This is a genomic window from Neptunomonas japonica DSM 18939 (assembly GCF_000422765.1).
GTDB classification, from domain to species: Bacteria; Pseudomonadota; Gammaproteobacteria; order Pseudomonadales; family Balneatricaceae; genus Neptunomonas; species Neptunomonas japonica.
In genome coordinates, this window is sequence record NZ_AUGR01000009.1 from 149085 (window position 1) to 169283 (window position 20199).

Annotated in this window: 18 protein-coding genes; 5 read left to right on the top strand and 13 right to left on the bottom strand. The window is 43.8% G+C overall.

The window, feature by feature from the left end:
* The first annotated feature begins 35 nt into the window (after positions 1 to 35).
* Positions 36 to 1085 (top strand): ATP-binding response regulator, encoded by a 1050-nt coding sequence (locus G511_RS23785; protein WP_051221695.1) that lies wholly within the window; start codon positions 36 to 38, stop codon positions 1083 to 1085.
* A 30-nt stretch (positions 1086 to 1115) separates the two neighbouring features.
* Here G511_RS23785 and G511_RS0107500 read toward each other — a convergent pair whose 3' ends face one another.
* From G511_RS0107500 to G511_RS0107520, 5 genes are all read right to left on the bottom strand, one after another.
* Positions 1116 to 1574 (bottom strand): hypothetical protein, encoded by a 459-nt coding sequence (locus G511_RS0107500; RefSeq protein WP_028469091.1) that lies wholly within the window; start codon positions 1572 to 1574, stop codon positions 1116 to 1118.
* 201 nt (positions 1575 to 1775) lie between these two features.
* Positions 1776 to 6584, bottom strand: a complete 4809-nt coding sequence (locus tag G511_RS0107505; protein ID WP_028469092.1) for an NAD-glutamate dehydrogenase — start codon at positions 6582 to 6584, stop codon at positions 1776 to 1778.
* An 81-nt stretch (positions 6585 to 6665) separates the two neighbouring features.
* Entirely contained in the window at positions 6666 to 7097 is a 432-nt protein-coding gene (locus G511_RS0107510; protein ID WP_028469093.1) for a universal stress protein, read from the bottom strand.
* A 65-nt stretch (positions 7098 to 7162) separates the two neighbouring features.
* Complete coding sequence (locus G511_RS0107515) at positions 7163 to 9787, bottom strand: TRAP transporter permease (RefSeq protein ID WP_036551582.1); 2625 nt, start codon at positions 9785 to 9787, stop codon at positions 7163 to 7165.
* A gap of 75 nt (positions 9788 to 9862) precedes the next feature.
* On the bottom strand, positions 9863 to 10846 hold the full coding sequence (locus G511_RS0107520; protein WP_028469095.1) for a TAXI family TRAP transporter solute-binding subunit: 984 nt from the start codon (positions 10844 to 10846) through the stop codon (positions 9863 to 9865).
* A gap of 174 nt (positions 10847 to 11020) precedes the next feature.
* Between G511_RS0107520 and G511_RS24335 the strand changes: the two genes are divergently transcribed.
* On the top strand, positions 11021 to 11203 hold the full coding sequence (locus G511_RS24335) for a hypothetical protein (protein ID WP_156905173.1): 183 nt from the start codon (positions 11021 to 11023) through the stop codon (positions 11201 to 11203).
* Between the two features lie 539 nt (positions 11204 to 11742).
* On the opposite strand, the gene G511_RS0107525 is transcribed toward G511_RS24335, so the two are convergent.
* The 4 genes from G511_RS0107525 to G511_RS0107540 all read right to left on the bottom strand — a co-directional run bounded on the left by G511_RS0107525 (position 11743) and on the right by G511_RS0107540 (position 13981).
* Complete coding sequence (locus G511_RS0107525) at positions 11743 to 12327, bottom strand: transglutaminase-like domain-containing protein (protein WP_028469096.1); 585 nt, start codon at positions 12325 to 12327, stop codon at positions 11743 to 11745.
* Positions 12324 to 12686: an MmcQ/YjbR family DNA-binding protein gene (locus G511_RS0107530; protein ID WP_028469097.1), complete on the bottom strand. Its 363-nt coding sequence runs from the start codon at positions 12684 to 12686 to the stop codon at positions 12324 to 12326. The genes G511_RS0107525 and G511_RS0107530 overlap by 4 nt, the downstream gene beginning before the upstream one ends.
* Before the next feature lies 1 nt (position 12687).
* The gene (locus tag G511_RS0107535; protein ID WP_028469098.1) at positions 12688 to 13038 is read right to left on the bottom strand and encodes a hypothetical protein; all 351 of its coding nucleotides are present in this window, start codon (positions 13036 to 13038) and stop codon (positions 12688 to 12690) included.
* Positions 13039 to 13111: 73 nt separating this feature from the next.
* On the bottom strand, positions 13112 to 13981 hold the full coding sequence (locus tag G511_RS0107540) for a LysR substrate-binding domain-containing protein (RefSeq protein ID WP_028469099.1): 870 nt from the start codon (positions 13979 to 13981) through the stop codon (positions 13112 to 13114).
* Between the two features lie 111 nt (positions 13982 to 14092).
* On the opposite strand from G511_RS0107540, the gene G511_RS0107545 reads away from it, so the two are divergent.
* Together G511_RS0107545 and fghA are read left to right on the top strand one after the other, a co-directional pair.
* A complete protein-coding gene (locus G511_RS0107545; RefSeq protein ID WP_028469100.1) occupies positions 14093 to 15223 on the top strand; it encodes an S-(hydroxymethyl)glutathione dehydrogenase/class III alcohol dehydrogenase in 1131 nt (376 codons plus the stop codon).
* A gap of 79 nt (positions 15224 to 15302) precedes the next feature.
* Positions 15303 to 16142, top strand: coding sequence for an S-formylglutathione hydrolase (gene fghA, locus G511_RS0107550; protein ID WP_028469101.1), 840 nt, complete (start codon positions 15303 to 15305; stop codon positions 16140 to 16142).
* 77 nt (positions 16143 to 16219) lie between these two features.
* Here fghA and thpD read toward each other — a convergent pair whose 3' ends face one another.
* The 4 genes from thpD to ectA are packed head-to-tail and all read right to left on the bottom strand — an operon-like array spanning position 16220 to position 19443.
* The gene (gene thpD / locus G511_RS0107555) at positions 16220 to 17116 is read right to left on the bottom strand and encodes an ectoine hydroxylase (protein ID WP_036551585.1); all 897 of its coding nucleotides are present in this window, start codon (positions 17114 to 17116) and stop codon (positions 16220 to 16222) included.
* A gap of 13 nt (positions 17117 to 17129) precedes the next feature.
* Entirely contained in the window at positions 17130 to 17534 is a 405-nt protein-coding gene (locus tag G511_RS0107560) for an ectoine synthase (RefSeq protein ID WP_028469103.1), read from the bottom strand.
* 47 nt (positions 17535 to 17581) lie between these two features.
* Positions 17582 to 18889, bottom strand: coding sequence for a diaminobutyrate--2-oxoglutarate transaminase (ectB, locus tag G511_RS0107565; protein WP_028469104.1), 1308 nt, complete (start codon positions 18887 to 18889; stop codon positions 17582 to 17584).
* Between the two features lie 59 nt (positions 18890 to 18948).
* Positions 18949 to 19443, bottom strand: coding sequence for a diaminobutyrate acetyltransferase (ectA, locus tag G511_RS0107570; RefSeq protein WP_028469105.1), 495 nt, complete (start codon positions 19441 to 19443; stop codon positions 18949 to 18951).
* A gap of 216 nt (positions 19444 to 19659) precedes the next feature.
* Between ectA and G511_RS0107575 the strand changes: the two genes are divergently transcribed.
* Entirely contained in the window at positions 19660 to 20154 is a 495-nt protein-coding gene (locus tag G511_RS0107575) for a MarR family winged helix-turn-helix transcriptional regulator (protein WP_028469106.1), read from the top strand.
* The last annotated feature ends 45 nt before the right edge of the window (positions 20155 to 20199 follow it).

Here is a 20199-nt window from a genome sequence, read left to right on the forward strand (position 1 = left end):
AGCCCTCATACCTAAAAAATAGTGATTAATCGATTATGGTTCCATGGAAAGTTCTGGTTGTAGATGACGAAGAAGGTATTCACGGTATTACCCGCATGGTATTTCGTGGTTACGAGTTTGAGCAACGCCCTATTGAATTAATCAGCGCTATGAGTGGCGCCCAGGCTCGCGATCTTCTTCATCAGCATTCGGATATTGCATTGGCGTTGCTAGATGTTGTGATGGAAACCGACAGTGAAGGTTTACAGCTAGTTGAGCATATTCGTAATGAGCTTAATAACCGTGATATTCGGATTATTTTACGAACGGGGCATCCAGGCTACGCTCCCGAAGCACAGGTCATTGTTAATTACGATATTAATGATTACCTCAGCAAAGCAGAACTGTCGGCTTCTCGATTATTAACATCTGTCGTTGTCGGGCTGCGTTCATACAGAGATATTAAAAGTGCTCGGGTACAGCCTGTGAGCATCAATGATGCGGGGTTTTCGAGTAGCCAAGTTGCAGCAGAGCAGCTCCAAAAACAAATGCTGCCCATTCTCAAACATAGCCTGCGTTTACAGAAGTTTGATCTTAATCCTGTTGCACAGGATATTACGGCTAATCTACATGCGCAGCATCAACGGCTTAATAATAGTATTAACTTGCTTGATCAAGAAGATTGTTCTTTTCAACCAGAGTTTATAGAGCTTGTGGATTTGCTCAATGAAGTGCTGCAGATATTCTTGCCACAAAGCCGACGTGAAGGCTGGCTGCTAGATTATCGGCTGAGCAATGGTTCAGAAGACGCTTTACCTAGCCAAATAAAGTCGGATGCTGTTCGCTTTAAGCAACTGTTGATAAGCGCCGTTGAGTTGGCGATTCTTTCAGCTGATGGCAATGATTTAAAAATAACCCTGCAACGAGCAAAGCAAACCGGGCATATTTTACTGAGTGTCGAACAGAGTAGCGGTTTACCTGTTTTTCCCGCTACGCAATGGTCCAACTTACTACAACAATATCTTCAACGTTTATGTGATGAGTTACTAGGTGACCTTTTAGAAAGAGATGAGAACGGCGCTATTCATTGCATGATCCCTTATTAAACTATCAGTGTTTTGCATGAGTAGGCGTTATTAATGTAATAGCTGGCTATCATATGAGCGCTGAAGCATTTTCATATTTAGCTGGCTTTGCAGTATGTGCCCATGAGATGGTTCATCCATAAGGTGCTCGGCATAATCAAGTGCTTTATCGGTTTTAATCTGCTCAGCAAGTTTACTTTTTGCCAAACGGTTATAGGCAAGAATCAGCACCATATCTGCATCTTCTTCCCTATCCATGTGATGAAAAACATTGGACAGGTACATAGCGGATAACATCATTAATGAGGGTGGCATACGATTGAAACCGCCCCTTTCCATCAGCATGTTTGCTATGTCATAAGCGCTTCCAACATAGGGAAGGACTTTTGCCCATTCTCTATTTTTATAATGTTTTTCTGATTCTTGCATCCAGTGGAAGCAGTAGTTAATGAGTTCGTTCTCAGTAGCACTAGCGTACTGGCTTCGATGTTTTGGACAAATAAACTGCATGAAAGCCTCTTTATATATTCTATTAACGTTACTGTGATTTAGGATATATCATTATATAAATGATAATCATACTCATTAGCGTTAATATTACAAGAGTATTATTAGCTTTAGTTGTTAAGAGGTTTGCAGAAGAATGAGGGGGTTTTAAAATGAAGAAACGACAGCAGTCTTGCACTGCTGTCGTTGTGCCTTGAGTGTTGTTTAGCGTGCTTGAGCTAGTTCTTGTAGCTCACGAATAGCAACAGCGAAGATTGCAGAGTTGGGTTGTGATGAGCTGCGGATTTCGCCCAGCAAATGCTGCCAGCGCTGCATTAACTGATGGCGGTTCTGCAACCACTGTTTGACCAGTGCATCGCCCTCTTCTTCATCTGTACCGCTTTTTAATACGTTAACGGTAATTGCTTGCTGATGGTTTGTTAAGTCTTCACGGAAGCCGTCACGGGACATAGATTCCCAATGGCTATTTGTGTCGATCTCTTTAATCTGATGATCAAACCAATGCAGTTCTAAGTTATCACCCAAAGCAAAGTGGATTTGAGCGACACGCTCCAGCGACTGCCCTGTTTGCTCAGTCGCTTGAATGATACTAAGCAATGAGTAGAGATTATCAGCTCCAGCAACCACCGCTGCTAAAGAAGATGGAACACCGGCAGTAACAAGGTCGTCATGTTTTTGCTGCCAGCGTGCACGTGGCTCTCCTTTTAATAAGTCAGACAGCTGCTTACTAATCTGTAAACTACCAGGACGGAATTGAGATACGGCTGCGCTAACATCAATTTTTGGTCGCTGATGGCGCAAGAACCAATAAGTCGCACGACGAATCAAGCGTATTAGGTCACCCATCATTTGCTGCTGTAACGCCGAAGACACTTGATTATCGAGTGCTTCAATCTCTTCCCATAGCTGATCAATACCAAATACATCGCGAGCGATAACAAAGGCTGCTGCGACATCGGCTAAGCTCGCACCACTGATCTGGCAAAGACGTTCAGTAAAGGTAATACCCATACTGTTGACCATATTGTTTGCTACTTGTGTGGCGATAATTTCACCACGTAGGCGATGATCTTCAATTTCTTGGCCAAAGTCGTTCACTAAGCGTTGTGGGAACGCCGTTAAGATTGCACGGCTTAAGTACTCATCTTGGGTAATAGAAGAAACATTGAGTTTCTCTTTTAGCTCACCCTTAGTGTATGAAATCAGTACTGAAAGTTCAGGGCGTGTTAAACCTTCCCCAGATGCTTTACGTGCCTGTAACACTTCATCTGATGGGATAAACTCAAGATCACGATCTAGTTTACCTTCTGACTCTAAGCGATTGATAAGTAATATGTATTCATCCATAGAGCGACGTGCATGAGTATGCGCAACACTAATGGCTTGTGCTTGTTTATAGTTGTTCTTTAATACCAGAATACCAACTTCGTCAGTCATTTCTCGTAGTAACGCGTTACGCTGCTTAACAGTCATATCACCATTAACAACGACTTCATTGAGTAGAATTTTGATATTCACTTCATGGTCAGAACAGTCTACACCACCGGCATTGTCGATAAAGTCAGTATTTGATTTACCTCCATGCAAGCAGAACTCGATACGCCCTAGCTGTGTAAACCCAAGGTTTCCACCTTCGCCCAATACTTTGCAACGTAGTTGGTTGCCATTAATACGTAAGCTGTCATTGGCTTTGTCGCCCACTTCAGCATGCGTTTCATGGGTTGCTTTAACATACGTGCCTATACCACCGTTCCAAATCAGATCAACAGGCGCTTTTAGTAGCGCAGTTAACAAATCATTTGGTGATAGGCGGTCTTCGCTGATATCAAAGCGGGTTTTCATTTGTGGTGTGATATCAATCCATTTGGATGCACGCGAGAATAACCCGCCACCGTTTGAAATGAGATCGGCGTTATAGTCTTCCCAGCTTGAGCGAGGTAACGCAAAGAGCCGTTCTCTTTCAACAAAGCTGCTGGCTGCATCAGGTGTTGGGTCGATAAAGATATGTAGATGGTTGAATGCTGCGCAAAGTTGGATTGTCTCAGATAACAGCATGCCATTACCAAAAACATCTCCCGCCATATCCCCTACCGCTACAACGCTAAACTCTTCGGTTTGAGTATCTAGGCCGAGTTCACGGAAATGTAATTTGACGGATTCCCATGCACCACGTGCGGTAATGCCCATGCCTTTGTGGTCGTAACCTTGTGATCCACCTGAAGCAAAGGCATCTCCTAGCCAAAAGCCACGTTCTTCTGCGATCTCATTGGCAATATCAGAGAAGGTTGCTGTGCCTTTATCGGCAGCGACTACAAAGTATGGGTCATCTTCATCGTGACGAACCACATCAATAGGAGGCACAACTGCGCCGCCTACTAGATTGTCAGTAATATCTAGCAAAGCACTGATAAAGATCTGGTAGCTAGCAATGCCTTCTGCCATCCATGCTTCGCGGTCACCATTGGTAGGCAGTTTCTTAGCAACAAACCCGCCCTTAGCACCCACGGGTACAATGACGGAATTTTTAACTTGCTGTGCTTTGACTAGCCCAAGTACTTCGGTACGGTAATCTTCTAAACGATCCGACCAACGTAAACCTCCACGGGCAACTTTTCCACCACGCAAGTGCACACCTTCTACCCTAGCGGAGTAGACAAAAACTTCGAACATTGGGCGTGGTAGTGGCATGTCATTAATGGCATGTGGATTCAGCTTAAAAGCAAAGTAGTCTTTAAACTCACCATTTTCGTCTTGCTTAAAGTAGCTGGTGCGAAGCGTTGCTTTTATTAATTCAAGGAAGCGGCGTAGGATCTGGTCTTCGTTGATATTGGCTACTTTATCGAGTGCATCGATAATGCTGCTTTCAATACGATCAGCCAAAGCACTTACTTTAGCGCTGCCTTGGCGGCCAGGTTCTAATCTTGCTCTAAATAGAGCAACGAGAAGTTTAGTAACCTGTATATGGCGTGCCAGTGTGCCCGCAATATAAGGCTGTGAAAAACCAAAGCGTATCTGTTTACTGTATTTCGCATAAGCACGCAGCATAGATACTTCACGCCAGCTAAGGTTTGCACCAATGACGAGATGGTTAAATTCGTCATTTTCTGCATTGCCACTCCAGATGTTAGCAAATGCATTGTGAAAAACATCTTTCACTTCATCCAGTACGACTGTTTCTGAACCTTGATAAATGAGAGTGAAATCATGAATCCAAAAGACGTCTCCATCACTTCTTTGTACTGCGTAGGGGTGCTCACCTACAACTTGCATGCCTAGGTTTTCTAGTACAGGAATGACATCGGAGAGTATTAAAGGCTGTCCTGCATTAAACAGTTTAAAGCGCAGAATATCTTGGCTTTGCTCTAGCACACGGTAAAAGCTCATCGTTACAGGCGTGCTATCGTTAAGTTCTTCGATACGCTGGATATCAAACACAGCACTAGTCACTTTGAAGTGCTCGCGATAAGCGCTGTTAAAAGCGTTACGGTAACTATTTTGTAAATAGTTGCCCTGCTCTTCCCCGCATGAGTCCATCAGTGCTGTATGCAGCTCGTCTCCCCAATCACGAGAAACATTAATGATCTCAGCTTCAAGTTCAGCTAGGTTAACTTCAACGGGCTTGTCTGGGTCTAGGCGCAGTACAAATTGCACTCTTGCAAGGATTGATTCGCTAAAAGTTGTGGTGAATTCAGCATCGCTTGAGGCGCAGGCTTTAGAAAGAATTTCCTGTACCTGCACTCGAAGTGCGGTATTAAAAATATCACGTGGTACGTAGTATAAAAATGTAGCAAACTGGTTACAACGATCTTGACGATGCAGTAAGCGAATACGACGTCGATCATGCAAACTAAAGACACCCATCGATAGTGCAAGAAGCTCTTCTTCACTTGAAAGCATCAGCTCATCACGCGGAAGGTCGTTCATGATCTGCATTAACTCTTTACCATTATGGCTACGACGATCAAAACCAGAACGCTTAAGTACGTTTTCCGCTTTGCGCTGCATAACAGGAATAATAGCGATCGATTCTGAGTAAACAGGTGATGTATATAGGCCAAAGAAACGACATTTTCCGGTTACGTTACCTTGCTCATCAAAACGCTTAATAATAACGCGATCCATGTATGCTGGGCGGTGTACACGCGAATAATGCGCATCTTTTGCAAACATGATGATGCTTGGTTCTAGTAAGAAAGCTTGTTCAGCTGCTCGTAGCTCATCAAAGGCTCGCTCATTGGAATCAACTGATTGCTTGATTTTTAGTATGCCCAACTCACTGTCTGGAATACAGCCTACTGTACCATTCTCAATGCTGATTTCGTCGTAGCCCAAAAAGGTGAAACGATCATTAAGCATCCATTTTAGAAATGCTTGTGCATCTTCTGCTTGATCTCCCTTCTGCGAAGATAACTCATCTAGCAAGGCATTCGCACACGTTTGCATTTGAGGGAAATCATCTACAACGACATTAACTTGATCAAGCACCTGTTGTAACGAAGCGAGGATTGCTTTGAGTTCTGATGCATCGCTGGTACGGTCTACTTCAAGATAAATTAATGCTTCGGCACGGGCCGCTTTATCGGTAGCACTGCTTAATTTTACTAATTTATCGCCGTCACGCTGAGTAAAAATAACTTCGTTATGGATGGTATGAATAACTAAGCCGCGGCGATTAAGTTCCATGCGAACTGAATCGACAAGGAACGGCATGTCTGACTGCAGAATCTCAATAACAGTGTGCTGAGCACGCCAACCATGTTGTTCTAAATCAGGGTTGTGTACTTGTACTTTAGGTTGCTCAGCATTAAAACTTTGTAAAAACTGCCAGCAAGATAATGTTGAACCATACAAGTTATCTAGCGAACGTTCACTCAGTTCTTCTTTTGTCGTCGCTTGATAATACTGTTGTGCAAAATCCCTAACAGCATCAATGCTATCGGTGGGGAGTTTTGAGTTCAGAAGGTCGATCAGTGGAGCCAGCAAAGGATTATTGTTGGATGCTAGTTCAGACATGTTTGTTTATTTTTTAACCCAGTTAGGATGATTGATTTAGCTCTGCGACAACTCGTTTTGTAGTTGCCGCAAAGCTCATGATTAGTCTTTTAATAAAAATACAGAACATTTAGCGCGCTCAGCTACACGTGCAGATACTGAACCCAATAAAAATTCATCAATTTTAGAACGATGGTGAGCGGGCATGATAACCAAATTAATCTCTTTTGAAGAGATATAATTGACAATAACTTCTGCCGGCGAACCTTCATATACACGTAGTGTAGGCTGTATTTCAGAAGGCACCACTTTCTGTGCATATTCTTGTAGTTTACGCGCTACTTCTTTTACTGCTTTCTTGTGGTCTTTCTCACTAAAATAAGACGCTACAAACGCATTGGTGAAACCAGGAACAACGGTGATCATGTGTAATTCTGATCCCTCTTTTTGTGCTTCGCGTAAAGCCAATTTTAGTGCTTGATCAGCAAAAGCTGGTTCATTTAAATCGATGGGGACGAGTACTTTTTTAAACATCGCTCATACCTCTTACAAAACAGTGGCCCTCGCTGTAACAGCGAGAGTACTTCTGTGTTTACAGTTTAGTTAGCATGTACCGGACTAGGGCTCGCAGCAGAAGGTTTTTTACGGCGACGCTGTAATAAAACAATCACTGCAAATAAAGCGAGTGCGGGTATATAGATCCACTGTTTAGCTGGTTGTGCCTGTGGTATTTCTACTCCAGTAATCACCTGATCAAAAACCAATCCGGCTTTTTCTGCAGGGCTGTCGTAGCCTACATAATCAATCACAGTTTTACCTTTACTGCTTATTAAGGCTAAACCTGCTGAATCTAAGCGTGATGTACCATCATCGCCGTCACCAAGTGATACACGAGCCATAAAGGATCGTTGATTACCTACATCATCTTCACCATCTACCCAGAGGCGTAATGGTGTACCTGACTCAATTGAACCGGCGGCTTGTACCAACTCGGTCGGTGCAATTTGTTGATGAGGCGGCACTATTTGATCCATCCAAAAACCCGGACGAAACAAAGAGAAAGCGACCAAGATCAACAGAGCTGATTCATACCAGCGGTTGCGCACGATAAAGAAGCCTTGCGTCGCAGCGGTAAAGATCAGTATCGCAATGGTAGCAACAATGAAGGTTTGTATGCCTTGTAACCAAGTGACATCGATCAACAATAGATCTGTGTTGAAAATGAATAAGAACGGCAGAACGGCAGTACGTAAGCTGTAGTTAAACGCAACAAAGCCAGTACGGATAGGATCTCCACCTGATACGGCGGCCGCAGCAAATGATGCTAATCCAACGGGTGGTGTCACATCGGCCATAATACCGAAGTAAAACACAAACAGGTGAACAGCGATTAATGGAACGATTAAACCAGAGTCTTGCCCTAATGAGACAACCACAGGCGCTAACAATGATGACACTACAATATAGTTAGCGGTGGTTGGTAAGCCCATACCCAGTATTAAACTCAGCACAGCTGTAAGCATGAGCATGAGTAACAAGTTACCCATCGAGAGAATCTCAACCAGATCAGCCAGTACAGAACCAACACCTGTTTGCGATACTGCACCCACAATAATACCGGCGGTTGCTGTCGCAATACCGATCCCTATCATGTTGCGCGCACCGACAATAAGGCCATCGACTAGCTCGTTAGCGCCTTTGCGCAACTGAGTAGCTACATTGTCTTGCTGGCGGAAAAAAGCCATGAGTGGACGCTGTGTCACTAAGATCACCACCATCAATACTGTTGCCCAAAATGCAGACAGGCCAGGTGATAAACGCTCGATCATCAAACACCACACGAGTACAACCACAGGCAGTAAGAAATGCAGCCCAGACTTTACCGTAGGACCAACTTCAGGAAGCTGAATCATCGGTGACTGAGGGTCATCCAGTTTAAGGTCAGGCACTGAAGAGGCAAAGCGTACGAGGTAGAGATAAACGATAGTCAGTAATACTGCAATGACCCACCCAGCGGATGCACCAAAGGTTGGTTTAATCCAGCCAATACCGTAATACACAACTGCTGCAATCACCGCTGTTACCATAAATCCGGTAAGCAATCCGATGATACGAAGGTGCCAAGGTTTAATAGCCCCACGACGTGGTAAACCCTGCATATCAAGCTTAAGTGCTTCTAAATGCACAATATAAACAAGCGCAATATAAGAGATCAGCGCAGGCAAAAATGCATGCGTAATAACTTCAACATAAGAGATGCCAACATACTCCACCATCAAGAACGCAGCTGCGCCCATGACCGGTGGCATAATTTGCCCATTAACAGAAGAAGCGACTTCTACGGCACCGGCTTTTTCAGATGAAAAGCCAACACGTTTCATCATCGGAATGGTGAACGTGCCGGTAGTGACTACGTTAGCAATGGAGGATCCTGAGATAAGACCCGTAAGGCCTGATGCAACCACGGCTGCTTTTGCAGGGCCGCCACGCATATGCCCTAGCAGGGAGAACGCAACCTGGATGAAGTAGTTACCTGCACCGGCTTTATCTAGCAATGCGCCAAATAAAACAAACAGGAATACAAAACCAGATGACACCCCAAGCGCAATACCAAAAACGCCTTCAGTTGTTAGCCACTGGTGATTAACAAGCTCTTTAAGTGTAACGCCTTTGTGGGCAATGATATCCGGCATATAAGGACCGGCCAGCGAATACGTTAAAAACACAATGGCCACAATCATCAACGGTGGACCAAGAGTTCTTCGTGCTGCTTCCAGTAAGAGTAATAGGCCGACAATAGAGACGACTAGATCTTGAGTGTTAGGAAGACCGGGACGGCTAACTAGCTGCTCATAAAATAGGAAGATATAAGAGGCACAAAAAGCAGCGATAACGCTGAGTACCATGTCATTAATGGGTACACGGTGATGTGGCGAATTAGCTAAGGCTGGATAAGCCGTAAATGCAAGAAACATCGCAAAGCCCAAATGGATGGCGCGGACTTCGGTGTCGTTAAATATGCCAAAACTGCCAATGATAGGCCAGTCATAAAAAGGTAGTGGAGATGCTATCCATAGCTGAAAAAGTGACCAAAACAATGCGGTACCTAAAAGTAGCTTACCTTGCCAGCCGTGCGGAATACGTGCGCCGGTATCACTGGCGGCGACCATTTCCTGCAGTTCTTTTTCATCGAGTTCAGTTTGCTTACTGTTCGAGCTCGTCATATTCAGCTCCCAAAATTGGAATCAGAAATAAGAAAAAAGAGGTGCTAAGCACCTCTTCATATGGCTAGTGGTAAATTACATCCAGCCTTTTTCTTTGTAGTAACGAACTGCACCTTCATGCAAAGGAGCAGATAGACCGTTAGCGATCATATCTTTAGGGTTAAGGTTAGCAAAAGCTGGGTGTAGCTTTTTAAAGCGTGTAAAGTTATCAAATACAGACTTAACTACGAGATAAACAGTATCAGCATCAACCTTCGCAGATGTCACCATAGTGGCAGCATTACCGAAAGTTAGTACGTCAGCTTCAGAGCCTTTATACATGCCACCTTTAATAGTTGCAGGAGCATAGTAAGCGTTTTCTGAAATAAGCTTATCGATGATAGCGCCAGTGACAGGGATCACTTTAGCGTTACAAGACGTCGTTGCTTCTTTGATTGCGCCTGATGGGTGACCAACAGAATAAATCATGACATCAATTTTGTTATCACAAAGTGCCTGAGCCTGCTCTGATGCTTTTAGTTCTGCAGCCAGCTTGAACGACTCACGCGTCCAGCCTTTTTTATCCATCAGAACTTCCATTGTGCCACGCGTACCAGAACCTGGGTTTTGCAGGTTAACACGCTTGCCTACTAGGTCATCGAAAGATTCAACGCCTGAATCAGCACGCGCTACAACAGTGAAAGGCTCGTTATGAACAGCGAATAGTGCACGTAGGTCTTTAAATTCGCCTTGCTCTTCAAATGACTTATGAGTTGTGCCTTTTAGTGCATAGTTCTGCCAGTCAGACTGCGCCATACCCATATCTTGCTGGCCCTGACGGATAGCATTGATGTTGGCAACAGAGCCGCCAGTAGATGGCGCTGTACATTTAACGCCGTGCTCGTCAGTTCCACGGTTAACCAGACGACAGATAGACTGACCAACAACGTAATAAACCCCCGTCTGACCACCGGTACCGATAGTTACGTAGGTTTGTTCTGCAGCCACTGCACCAAAAGAAGCGGAGAGGCCTACAGCTGAGGACAGAAGCGTAGTAGCGAGTTTACTTTTAAGAGACATGGTAATCCTTCTTATCGTTATATTCCCGTAAGGGAGTTGCGTGAAGTCATCTTAGTCGTACAAAATACGAACTAAAAGCTGCATGGCAAATGCCTAACAGCATGACCCCTGCTTCCTGCGTTGAGGAAGTAAGTACAACATACGAGAAACAACGTGACTAGAAGACCCCCTTCCATGCCAATTAAACCTCCTAGCGTGCCATTTTCACTATTTAGTACATTGCTGGCCCGCAATTATGCTGTTTCAAACGTTTTACCCTATGTAAAAGCCTTGTTAGCTATCGCTGCTCGCAAAAGCGGTAGTATTCATGCTCATGAGTGCTCCTTTCTTTGGAAGAAAATACGCGTACCTGTTTAAGTGTAATTTCTTGTTAGGATTGGCCAAATAGCCCAGACAATGTAAGCCACTACCACTACCACTACCACAATGTTGATAAAGATAAATTCATAAATAAAAAAAAGATAACGATGTAGGGAAGCAAAAGCACCTGCCGTACTTAGTCTTATAAAATGGCGTAGAACCAATCGGTCTACAAATAATATTAATCCCCCCCAATAAGAACATAATTTACTCGACCTTCAAGACTAAGATTACCCCAACCAAAAACCACGTACCAAGAAATCAACGAAATAGATAAAATTAAAGACGTCCAACCAAAGTTTTCCCTTCGCCAATGTCGAGTCGACTTATCCTCTTCGCTTTCATACGGCAAAGTAACTTCTTTTGGTCTTCCTGATCTACGTTCCATTATTGAATAACATCCCTGAACTAGCTTTAATAATTCCATTCCAGCATTTTAATCGTTTAGAGCCATATTAGCCGAACTATAAGCGATACCTAAAAAACGCCACAAATAAAGAACCAGCCGCGCAGATAAGTAGACATATGCTCTCGCGTTACTTATATATAGGTAATATCTCTATATCAGGTAGGTTGTCTGCTACCTCTTGGTAGCTTTTTAATGAGAGCGCTTTGATAATAGCAGGATGGGGCTGGGCCCATATTTCAGGCAGATCAGCTTCACCTTGAGTGGAAATGGAATACGCGAGCTTCTCTATCGGCGGGCAAAACTGTGCAGATACACCTTCTTTGTTACCTCTGGCATCCAGACGATACCAGCCGAATTTCTCAAGGTAGACGGCATTAAGGCCGTGCAAACAAAATGGTGATTTATCATTAGTAATGGTCAAACGCTGGTAGCACAAACCTGCGGGAATATTATTAGCACGCAGCAAGGCCGCCAACAAATGGCTCTTGGCATAGCAATAACCTGTTTTGTGTGCAAGTGCATCAGAGGCCTTGCAGGTCACGGGATTCATTTTATAATCCCAGCTGTGCTTAATTTCATCCCTAACAAATTCAAAGCATGCTCTGGCAATTTCCTCAGGGTCACTAAGCCCTTCTGCTAAATTTCTCGCTTTAGAAAAAACCGCTGGCGCTCGCCAGTCGATATGCTCGCTTACTTCTAAGTATGTATTCATTCATTTTCAGTCCATTGATTTTGTAGCTTCTTAGACAGGCTGCTCATTGCTTTTTGATAAGACCATAACACCAGCTGCTTGAGGTACTCTTCATTCATTGCTTGTACATTGATGATAGTAATCCAGTGAAAACGGTGCATGTATCTGGCGGGCTTTATACCTGCTTGATCTGTTAGCTCAAGAAACCTTTCGTGTGTCACTCTAATACTGAAGCGCCATATTTCAGGCTCGCTTGTTTTAAAATAGGCGAACTTCTTTTGGCCAATCGAAAATGACAAGATATTAGAGGGGTGCATGCTTTCATTCTCAGCTGCACCCGCAAAAGATTGGCAGTAGCTTTTTAGCTGATCGGTATTCACCTTACCAGTCGCGCCACTGCTCTGTTAAATCGTCTTCGTAGTCATGCCCTGCATGCTGAATTACCAAGCTGACTAATGCACAAAAGTCTTCTTGCTGATGCGTTTCGAGTAGTTGCTTTTCGTGCTTTTCATTAATCATATTAAGCGTTTTTACTAATCGCTCTACTTGAGTGGAGATCCACGAGAAATCAGATTTTTGCTCGCTGCTATCAATCGTATTAATAAAAGCAGTTAGAATTTCATCACACTCATCAACATCTTTTTTCAAATATGCAGGCTCATCGTCATCTTCGATGAAATCGTACATCCAATGAAGTAGGTACTTCTTTTTCTCTTCTATTTCTGCGTTCATTTCTAGCGTATTCCGGCAATAGTAAACAATCTGTTAATTATGATTGGGAATACTAATAACTCCTACAGATTTATCAATCTAAGTGTTCACTTAAATAATCTACTAAGCCCCTTACCTTTGGTGAAAGGTGTCTGTTATGCGGGTACAGCGCCCAAACGCCTTCATCTGATGGCTGGTGGTTCGTTAGTAGCGCTATTAGCTCACCACTTTGAAGATGCTCTTGCACATAGTAATCAGGCAGCTGAACAATGCCTAAGCCTTTTAAAGCTGCATCCAGTAAAGCGACACCGCTGTTGTAGTTAAGGCGACCATGTATTTTAACGTTTCGCTCTTGTCGATTATCCTGAAAGCGCCAGTACTCCAGAGTGCCTTGTAAGCAGTTATGATGTTCTAACTCTGATATGAGATGAGGCTCACCATGAGTAGAAAGGTAATCATGTGATGCGCACACATATAAGCGACGAGACGAGAGTCGTTTTGCCATCATGCTAGAGTCTTCAAGCTTCCCTAGACGTATTGCCAAGTCAAAGCCACTTTCAATCAGGTCAACTTTTTGATTGGTAAACGTACAATGAACAGCAAGATCAGAATACTGGTTCACAAAATCATTAATCAAGGGCGCTATTTTGCTTTCACCATAAGTGGTTGGCGCTGTGACTTTTAGATTTCCCCGCGGCGCGCTTTGAAGATTACTTAAGGCGCGTTCAGCATTTTCTAATCCATCCAATACTTGGCGACAGTGTTGATAATAGATCTCTCCTGCTTCTGTTACCGCGACCTTGCGGGTAGTGCGGTAAAATAACTTGGTCGCTAGTCTACTCTCTAGAGCGCTCACCTGCCTGCTTACCTGAGCCGTCGAGATTCCGAGCTGTTTAGCCGCAGCGGTAAAGCTTTCTTTTTCGGCTACAGCAACAAACTCCGATACGCCTTCCCAATTAAACATTATTACCAGCTCGTAAAAGTGATTTGATAAAACAATAGATTATCATTTATTAGGAAACAACTAGAATCTACTTATCAGTTTTTAATAGACAACCAGATAAGAGAGTAAGTCATGAGCGGAAATATTATTAAATCAAAAGCGGCAGTTGCTTGGGCTGCAGGCCAGCCTCTTTCTATTGAAGAAGTCGATGTTATGCCTCCTCAAAAGGGTGAAGTACGCGTACGCATACTTGCATCTGGTGTATGTCATACCGATGCCTTTACGCTTTCAGGTGAAGATCCAGAAGGAATTTTCCCTGCCATTTTGGGTCACGAAGGTGGCGGTATTGTTGAATCAATTGGCGAAGGTGTGACCAGTGTCGCTGTTGGTGATCATGTCATCCCTCTTTACACGCCAGAGTGCGGTGAATGTAAATTTTGTAAATCCGGTAAAACTAACCTTTGCCAAAAAATTCGCGAAACACAGGGCAAAGGCTTAATGCCTGACGGTACGACACGCTTCTCAATAAATGGACAGCCTATTTACCATTATATGGGCTGCTCTACTTTTTCTGAGTACACAGTGCTGCCAGAAATATCGTTAGCGAAAGTAAACAAAACAGCACCGCTAGAAGAAGTATGCTTGCTGGGTTGTGGTGTCACTACTGGCATGGGTGCGGTAATGAATACCGCCAAGGTAGAGGAAGGCGCAACGGTTGCTATCTTCGGTATTGGCGGCATTGGCTTATCTGCAGTTATCGGTGCGACCATGGCAAAAGCCAGCCGTATCATTGCTGTTGATATTAATGAAAGTAAATTCGATTTAGCACGTCAGCTCGGTGCTACTGACTGCATTAACCCAAAAGATTACGACAAACCTATTCAAGAAGTGATCGTAGACCTTACGGATGGCGGCGTTGATTACTCATTCGAATGTATCGGTAATGTTGACGTGATGCGCTCTGCTTTAGAGTGCTGTCATAAAGGCTGGGGAGAGTCGGTCATTATTGGTGTGGCCGGTGCGGGCCAAGAAATTTCTACTCGTCCTTTCCAGTTGGTCACTGGGCGAGTCTGGCGTGGTACCGCCTTTGGTGGTGTTAAAGGCCGCACAGAACTGCCTGAATACGTTGAGCGTTATTTGAAGGGTGAATTCAAACTGGATCATTTCATCACTCATACGATGGGCTTGGAAGGTATCAACGAAGCTTTTGATCTGATGCATGAAGGTAAAAGTATTCGTACTGTAATTCACTTTGATAAATAACTGAGCTAATGCGGCGGCCTTTTTGTAACGCTTTTTTTATAACAAATGAAACTACACAAAAGGCCGTACGGAGTCCTGTATGACAATAGAAAATCTTAGTCGCAATAAAAGCTTTGGTGGCTGGAACAAACAGTATAGCCACCACTCAATAAGCTTGAATTGCCAGATGCGCTTTGCTATTTACTTACCACCTCAAACACTAACGGGGGCCAAGGTACCTGTGCTGTACTGGTTGTCTGGCCTCACCTGTAGTGATGAAAACTTTATGCAAAAAGCCAATGCTCAGCGTATTGCTGCTGAATTGGGTATTGCTATTGTGGCGCCGGACACTAGCCCTCGCGGTGATGATGTTGCAGATGAAGATAGCTACGATCTAGGTAAAGGTGCTGGTTTCTATGTTAATGCCACACAAGAGCCTTGGAAGAGCCATTATCAGATGTACGACTATGTCGTATCAGAGCTTCCGGCTCTTATTGAAAAGACTTTCCCGGTTACTGCGCAGCGAGCCATCTCCGGGCACTCTATGGGTGGGCACGGCGCACTGACTATCGCTATGCGCAACCCAGACAGATACAGCTCTGTATCTGCATTTAGTCCAATCAACAATCCGATGAACTGCCCGTGGGGTGAGAAAGCATTCTCTGCTTACCTAGGGAAGGACAAAGAGACATGGCGCCAGCACGATGCTAGTGAGCTGATGAAGTCAGCAACACAGCTAGTGCCAGCGCTGGTTGATCAGGGTGAAGCAGATGACTTTTTAGCGACACAGCTAAAGCCTGAAGCTTTGATAGCTGCAAGCCAAGTAAGTGGCTACCCGTTACAGCTTCGCCACCATGAAGGCTATGACCACAGCTATTACTTTATCGCTAGTTTTATTGAAGAGCATTTACGCTTTCATGCAGAGCTTTTTAAGACTTAGGTAATCCAGTCGTCGAGTTAAATAAATGGAGTATATCAAGGCAATTGTATCGCCCTTATGTACTCCATTTTTGTTTATTACAGAGGCTTTATATGCTCACGGCTACAGATGTATTCAGGTCTTGGTGGCTGCTCACAAAAAGGCGAAGTTACCTGGTTACTGACAGCGTTATAGACAAAGAATACGTTTGAGCGGGGTTCTGGTGAGATGTTGCCATTGGATCCGTGCATAGTATTGCAATCAAATATAATGACGCTGCCTGGTTTGCACTTGGCCGATACAATACCACCCTTATTAGTCATATCCTCTAGCTGCGTATCTGAAGGCACACCGTACTCTTGCTTCTTGAGTGATGCTTCATAATGGTTATCCGGCGTCTCCCCTTCGCAAGCGGCATACTGTAGATGAGAGCCTGGGATCAGCATCAATGGGCCGTTATACTCAAAGTTCTCGGTTAGCGTAATCGACATACTCAATGCTCGCATTCGAGGCATTCCATCTTCGACATGCCAAGTTTCAAAGTCTGAATGCCAATAGAATTCTTTTCCCCGAAAGCCAGGTTTATAGTTCAGCCGGGATTGATGAATATAAACTTCATCATCGAGAATATAGCGAGCCAGATCAGCTAGCCGCTTATCAGCGGCTAGAGCTTTAAAAGTGGGACTGCTTTCATGTATACGAAAAATTGAGCGTACATCACCGCTTTCTGGTTCGGTGATTGTTTCTCCGGGCGCTACCGCGGCAGAACTACGACGCAAACGCTCCAGTTCATCTTGAAACGTTTGTATTTCAGTTTCTGAAAACACGCCTTCCAATAGCATGAACCCCTTCTCTGCGTAGTGTGTAATCTGCTGCGCAGAAACCGGTCGCTCCTTATCTTGTGGGGCATAAACGGTAGAGTCCTGGCGCTCAATAAATTGAGCGCCTCCCTGACGAGAAGGATAAATATCAGTCGTTTTCTTTAGACTGCTCATACAAATGCTCCACTTAAGCTGATATTGCTTCGGCTTCTAATTCGTATGCGCCTTCTGCGTTATGAACCTCTTTACCACTGAGTGGTGGGTTAAATACACAGGCCATCTTCATCTCTTCAAAAGCACGCAAAATATGCTTGTCGTGTTTATCAAGTATGTAGAGCGTACCCGGCTTAATTGGGAACTTCTTTCCATCAGCCAAGGTTTCTACCTCGCCTTCACCCGATATGCAGTAAACAGATTCCAGATGGTTCTGATAATGCATCTGAAAATCTGCATGCTTATAAATAGTGGTGATATGAAAGGAGAAGCCCATATTATCATCTTTGAGCAGCATTCGAGTACTCTCCCAGTTACCGTCTGGGGATACAATTCTACGATTACTCTGCTCTGCCGATATTAGGTCGCGTACGATCATTTTTTTTCCTTTTAAATTATTCTATTCCATCTCTGCTAGTGGCTTGCTTAGCTAGCAAGATCGACCGGATCAAAATACTTCTTCTGTTCCGGAATTGAATCTTCTTTAGCGCATACTTCTTGAATAGCTTCTTCAAGAATATCAATGCCTTTAACTAGGTTTTTCATTTCAATAGTTAGAGGACAAAGCAGCTTAACAACATGGTCATCTGCGCCACTGGTTTCGATCATCATGCCTTTTTGGAATGCTTTTTTAGTGATTTTCCCAGCAAGCTCGCCGTTAACGCAGTTAATTCCCTGGAACATACCGCGACCGCGTGTACTGAAGTTATCGTTACCGTATTTGTTAATAATTGCTGCCAAGCGATCCGCAACATAGCGCCCTTTGGTTTGAACTTCCTTGGCAAACGTATCATCAGACCAGTAGTGATCAATAGCGGCTTTTGCTGTAACAAAAGCAAAGTTATTACCACGGAAAGTACCGTTATGCTCACCTGGTTTCCATAGATCTAATTCAGGTTTAAATAAAACAACTGCAAACGGCAACCCGTATCCGCCTAGTGATTTAGACAGCGTCACAATATCTGGCTTGATTCCAGCTTGCTCAAAACTAAAGTAAGTGCCTGTACGGCCACAGCCCGCTTGGATATCATCAACTATTAATAGAACCTTGTGCTTTTTACAGACTTGGTCAAGACTCTTAAGCCATTCAAGGTCGGCAGCATTGATACCGCCCTCGCCCTGAACTGTTTCTACAATAACCGCTGCTGGAAGATCAATACCGCTGCTTGAATCACAAAGTACTTTATCTAAATAAACGGTTGTATCAATATCATCGCCTAGATATCCGTCATAAGGCATGCGGCTAACACCACTCAAACTTACGCCAGCAGCACCACGGTGGTGTGAGTTGCCGGTAGCTGCTAGCGCTCCCATGCTGACACCATGGAACCCGTTGGTGAAGCTAATTACGTTTTCACGTCCAGTAATGTTACGAGCTAGTTTTAAGGCTGCTTCAACTGCATTGGTACCCGTAGGCCCAGTGAATTGCATTACATAATTGAGCTCGCGCGGCTTAAGGATTTTTTCATTGAAGGCCTCCATAAACTCACCTTTTGCTTTGGTGTGCAAATCAAGTCCGTGAGTGATGCCGTCGCTATGGATGTAGTCCAGTAGTTTTTCTTTAAATATTGGATTGTTATGGCCATAGTTTAGTGTGCCAGCACCTGCTAGAAAATCCAGATATTGGGTGCCATCCTCGTCGTAAAGGAATTCGCCTTGAGCTTTGTTAAAGATTCGCGGGAAAGATCGGGCATAGGATTGAACCTCAGATTCAATCTCTTCAAAAATTTTCATAAAAGTGCTCTTGATAATTAGTTGATAATAAGTGTGATTTTTATTAGAAAAGCTAAGTATTAACGCGACAAAGGCCCGATACGAGCCAGTAGCTCAGAGTCGTGCTCACCATGAAAGTGTGTAGCTCGATCGAACATGATAGAGTGTTTGATAGGGGCACCAAAGCGGCCAGCTAAACTGTTAAACAGCGCCCAAGATGCGTCATTGCTTTCAGTAATTGTTGTTTCAATATGGGTAACCGAAACGTTTTCTTCTCGCTCCAGTAAATTCTGCAGCATTTTCACTCCAAGCCCATTACCACGAGCCTTAGCGCTTACTGCGACCTGCCAAACAAAGAGTGTTTCTGGAGACTGCGGCTTAATGTAGCCACTTATAAACCCTAGTGTTTCTTCATCTCTTTTAGCAATGATGGAAGTCTCTGAAAAATGACTACACTGAAGGAGATTGCAATAGCATGAGTTACTATCCAATTCGGGTGTGCGTGTAATTAATTGGTGAACAGAAGCGCCATCTTCGGCTGTAGGTTGGCGTAAAATAACGCTTGAAAAGTCCATTGAGTTCCGAATATTTAGTATTTGATATATTTAGTGTTACGAATTACTTATATATTATGTACATACTAAAACTCGCTATACAACCCTAAAGATGGTTATATTTTGAGCAAACGGGCATATTATTTAATTTGTAATGCAAACAAATACTATTAATCAATAGATAAAAGACGAGGGTATACGTAGAATTGCCCAACAAATATAAGTACAGAGAAATTGATGGAAAACAGCCAGAAAGCACTAGTACTGCTACGCCAGATCATTCGCTCTACCGATATGCAGGTAAAAGAAATCAGTAGCCGAACCGGACTCACCCCGCCGCAACTTATGGTAATGCAAACATTGCGTGAAAGTGGTCAACTCACTTCGGGAGAACTTGCCAAAGAGATAGTGCTTACTCAGGCTACTGTCACTAGTATTTTGGACCGTCTTGAGAAAAAGGAATTGGTCGCCCGGGAGCGCGGTACAAACGACAAACGAAAAGTTTGGGTGAGCCTTACCGATGAAGGAGCCGACTTAATGAAAGGGGCTCCCACAACACAGCAGGATATCTTTTTGCGGCACTTTGATGACATCCAAGACTGGGAGCAATCAATGGTCGTGGCTAGTCTTGAGAGAGTAGCTTTCATGTTAAATGCGCAGCACTTAAATGCTGCACCCGTATTAGATATTGGCCAGCTTGATCGTGAGCAGAATGAGGATTTAGAAATCTAAATAACTCATTGAATTTTCAGTATAAATATATAATTATTTTATGCT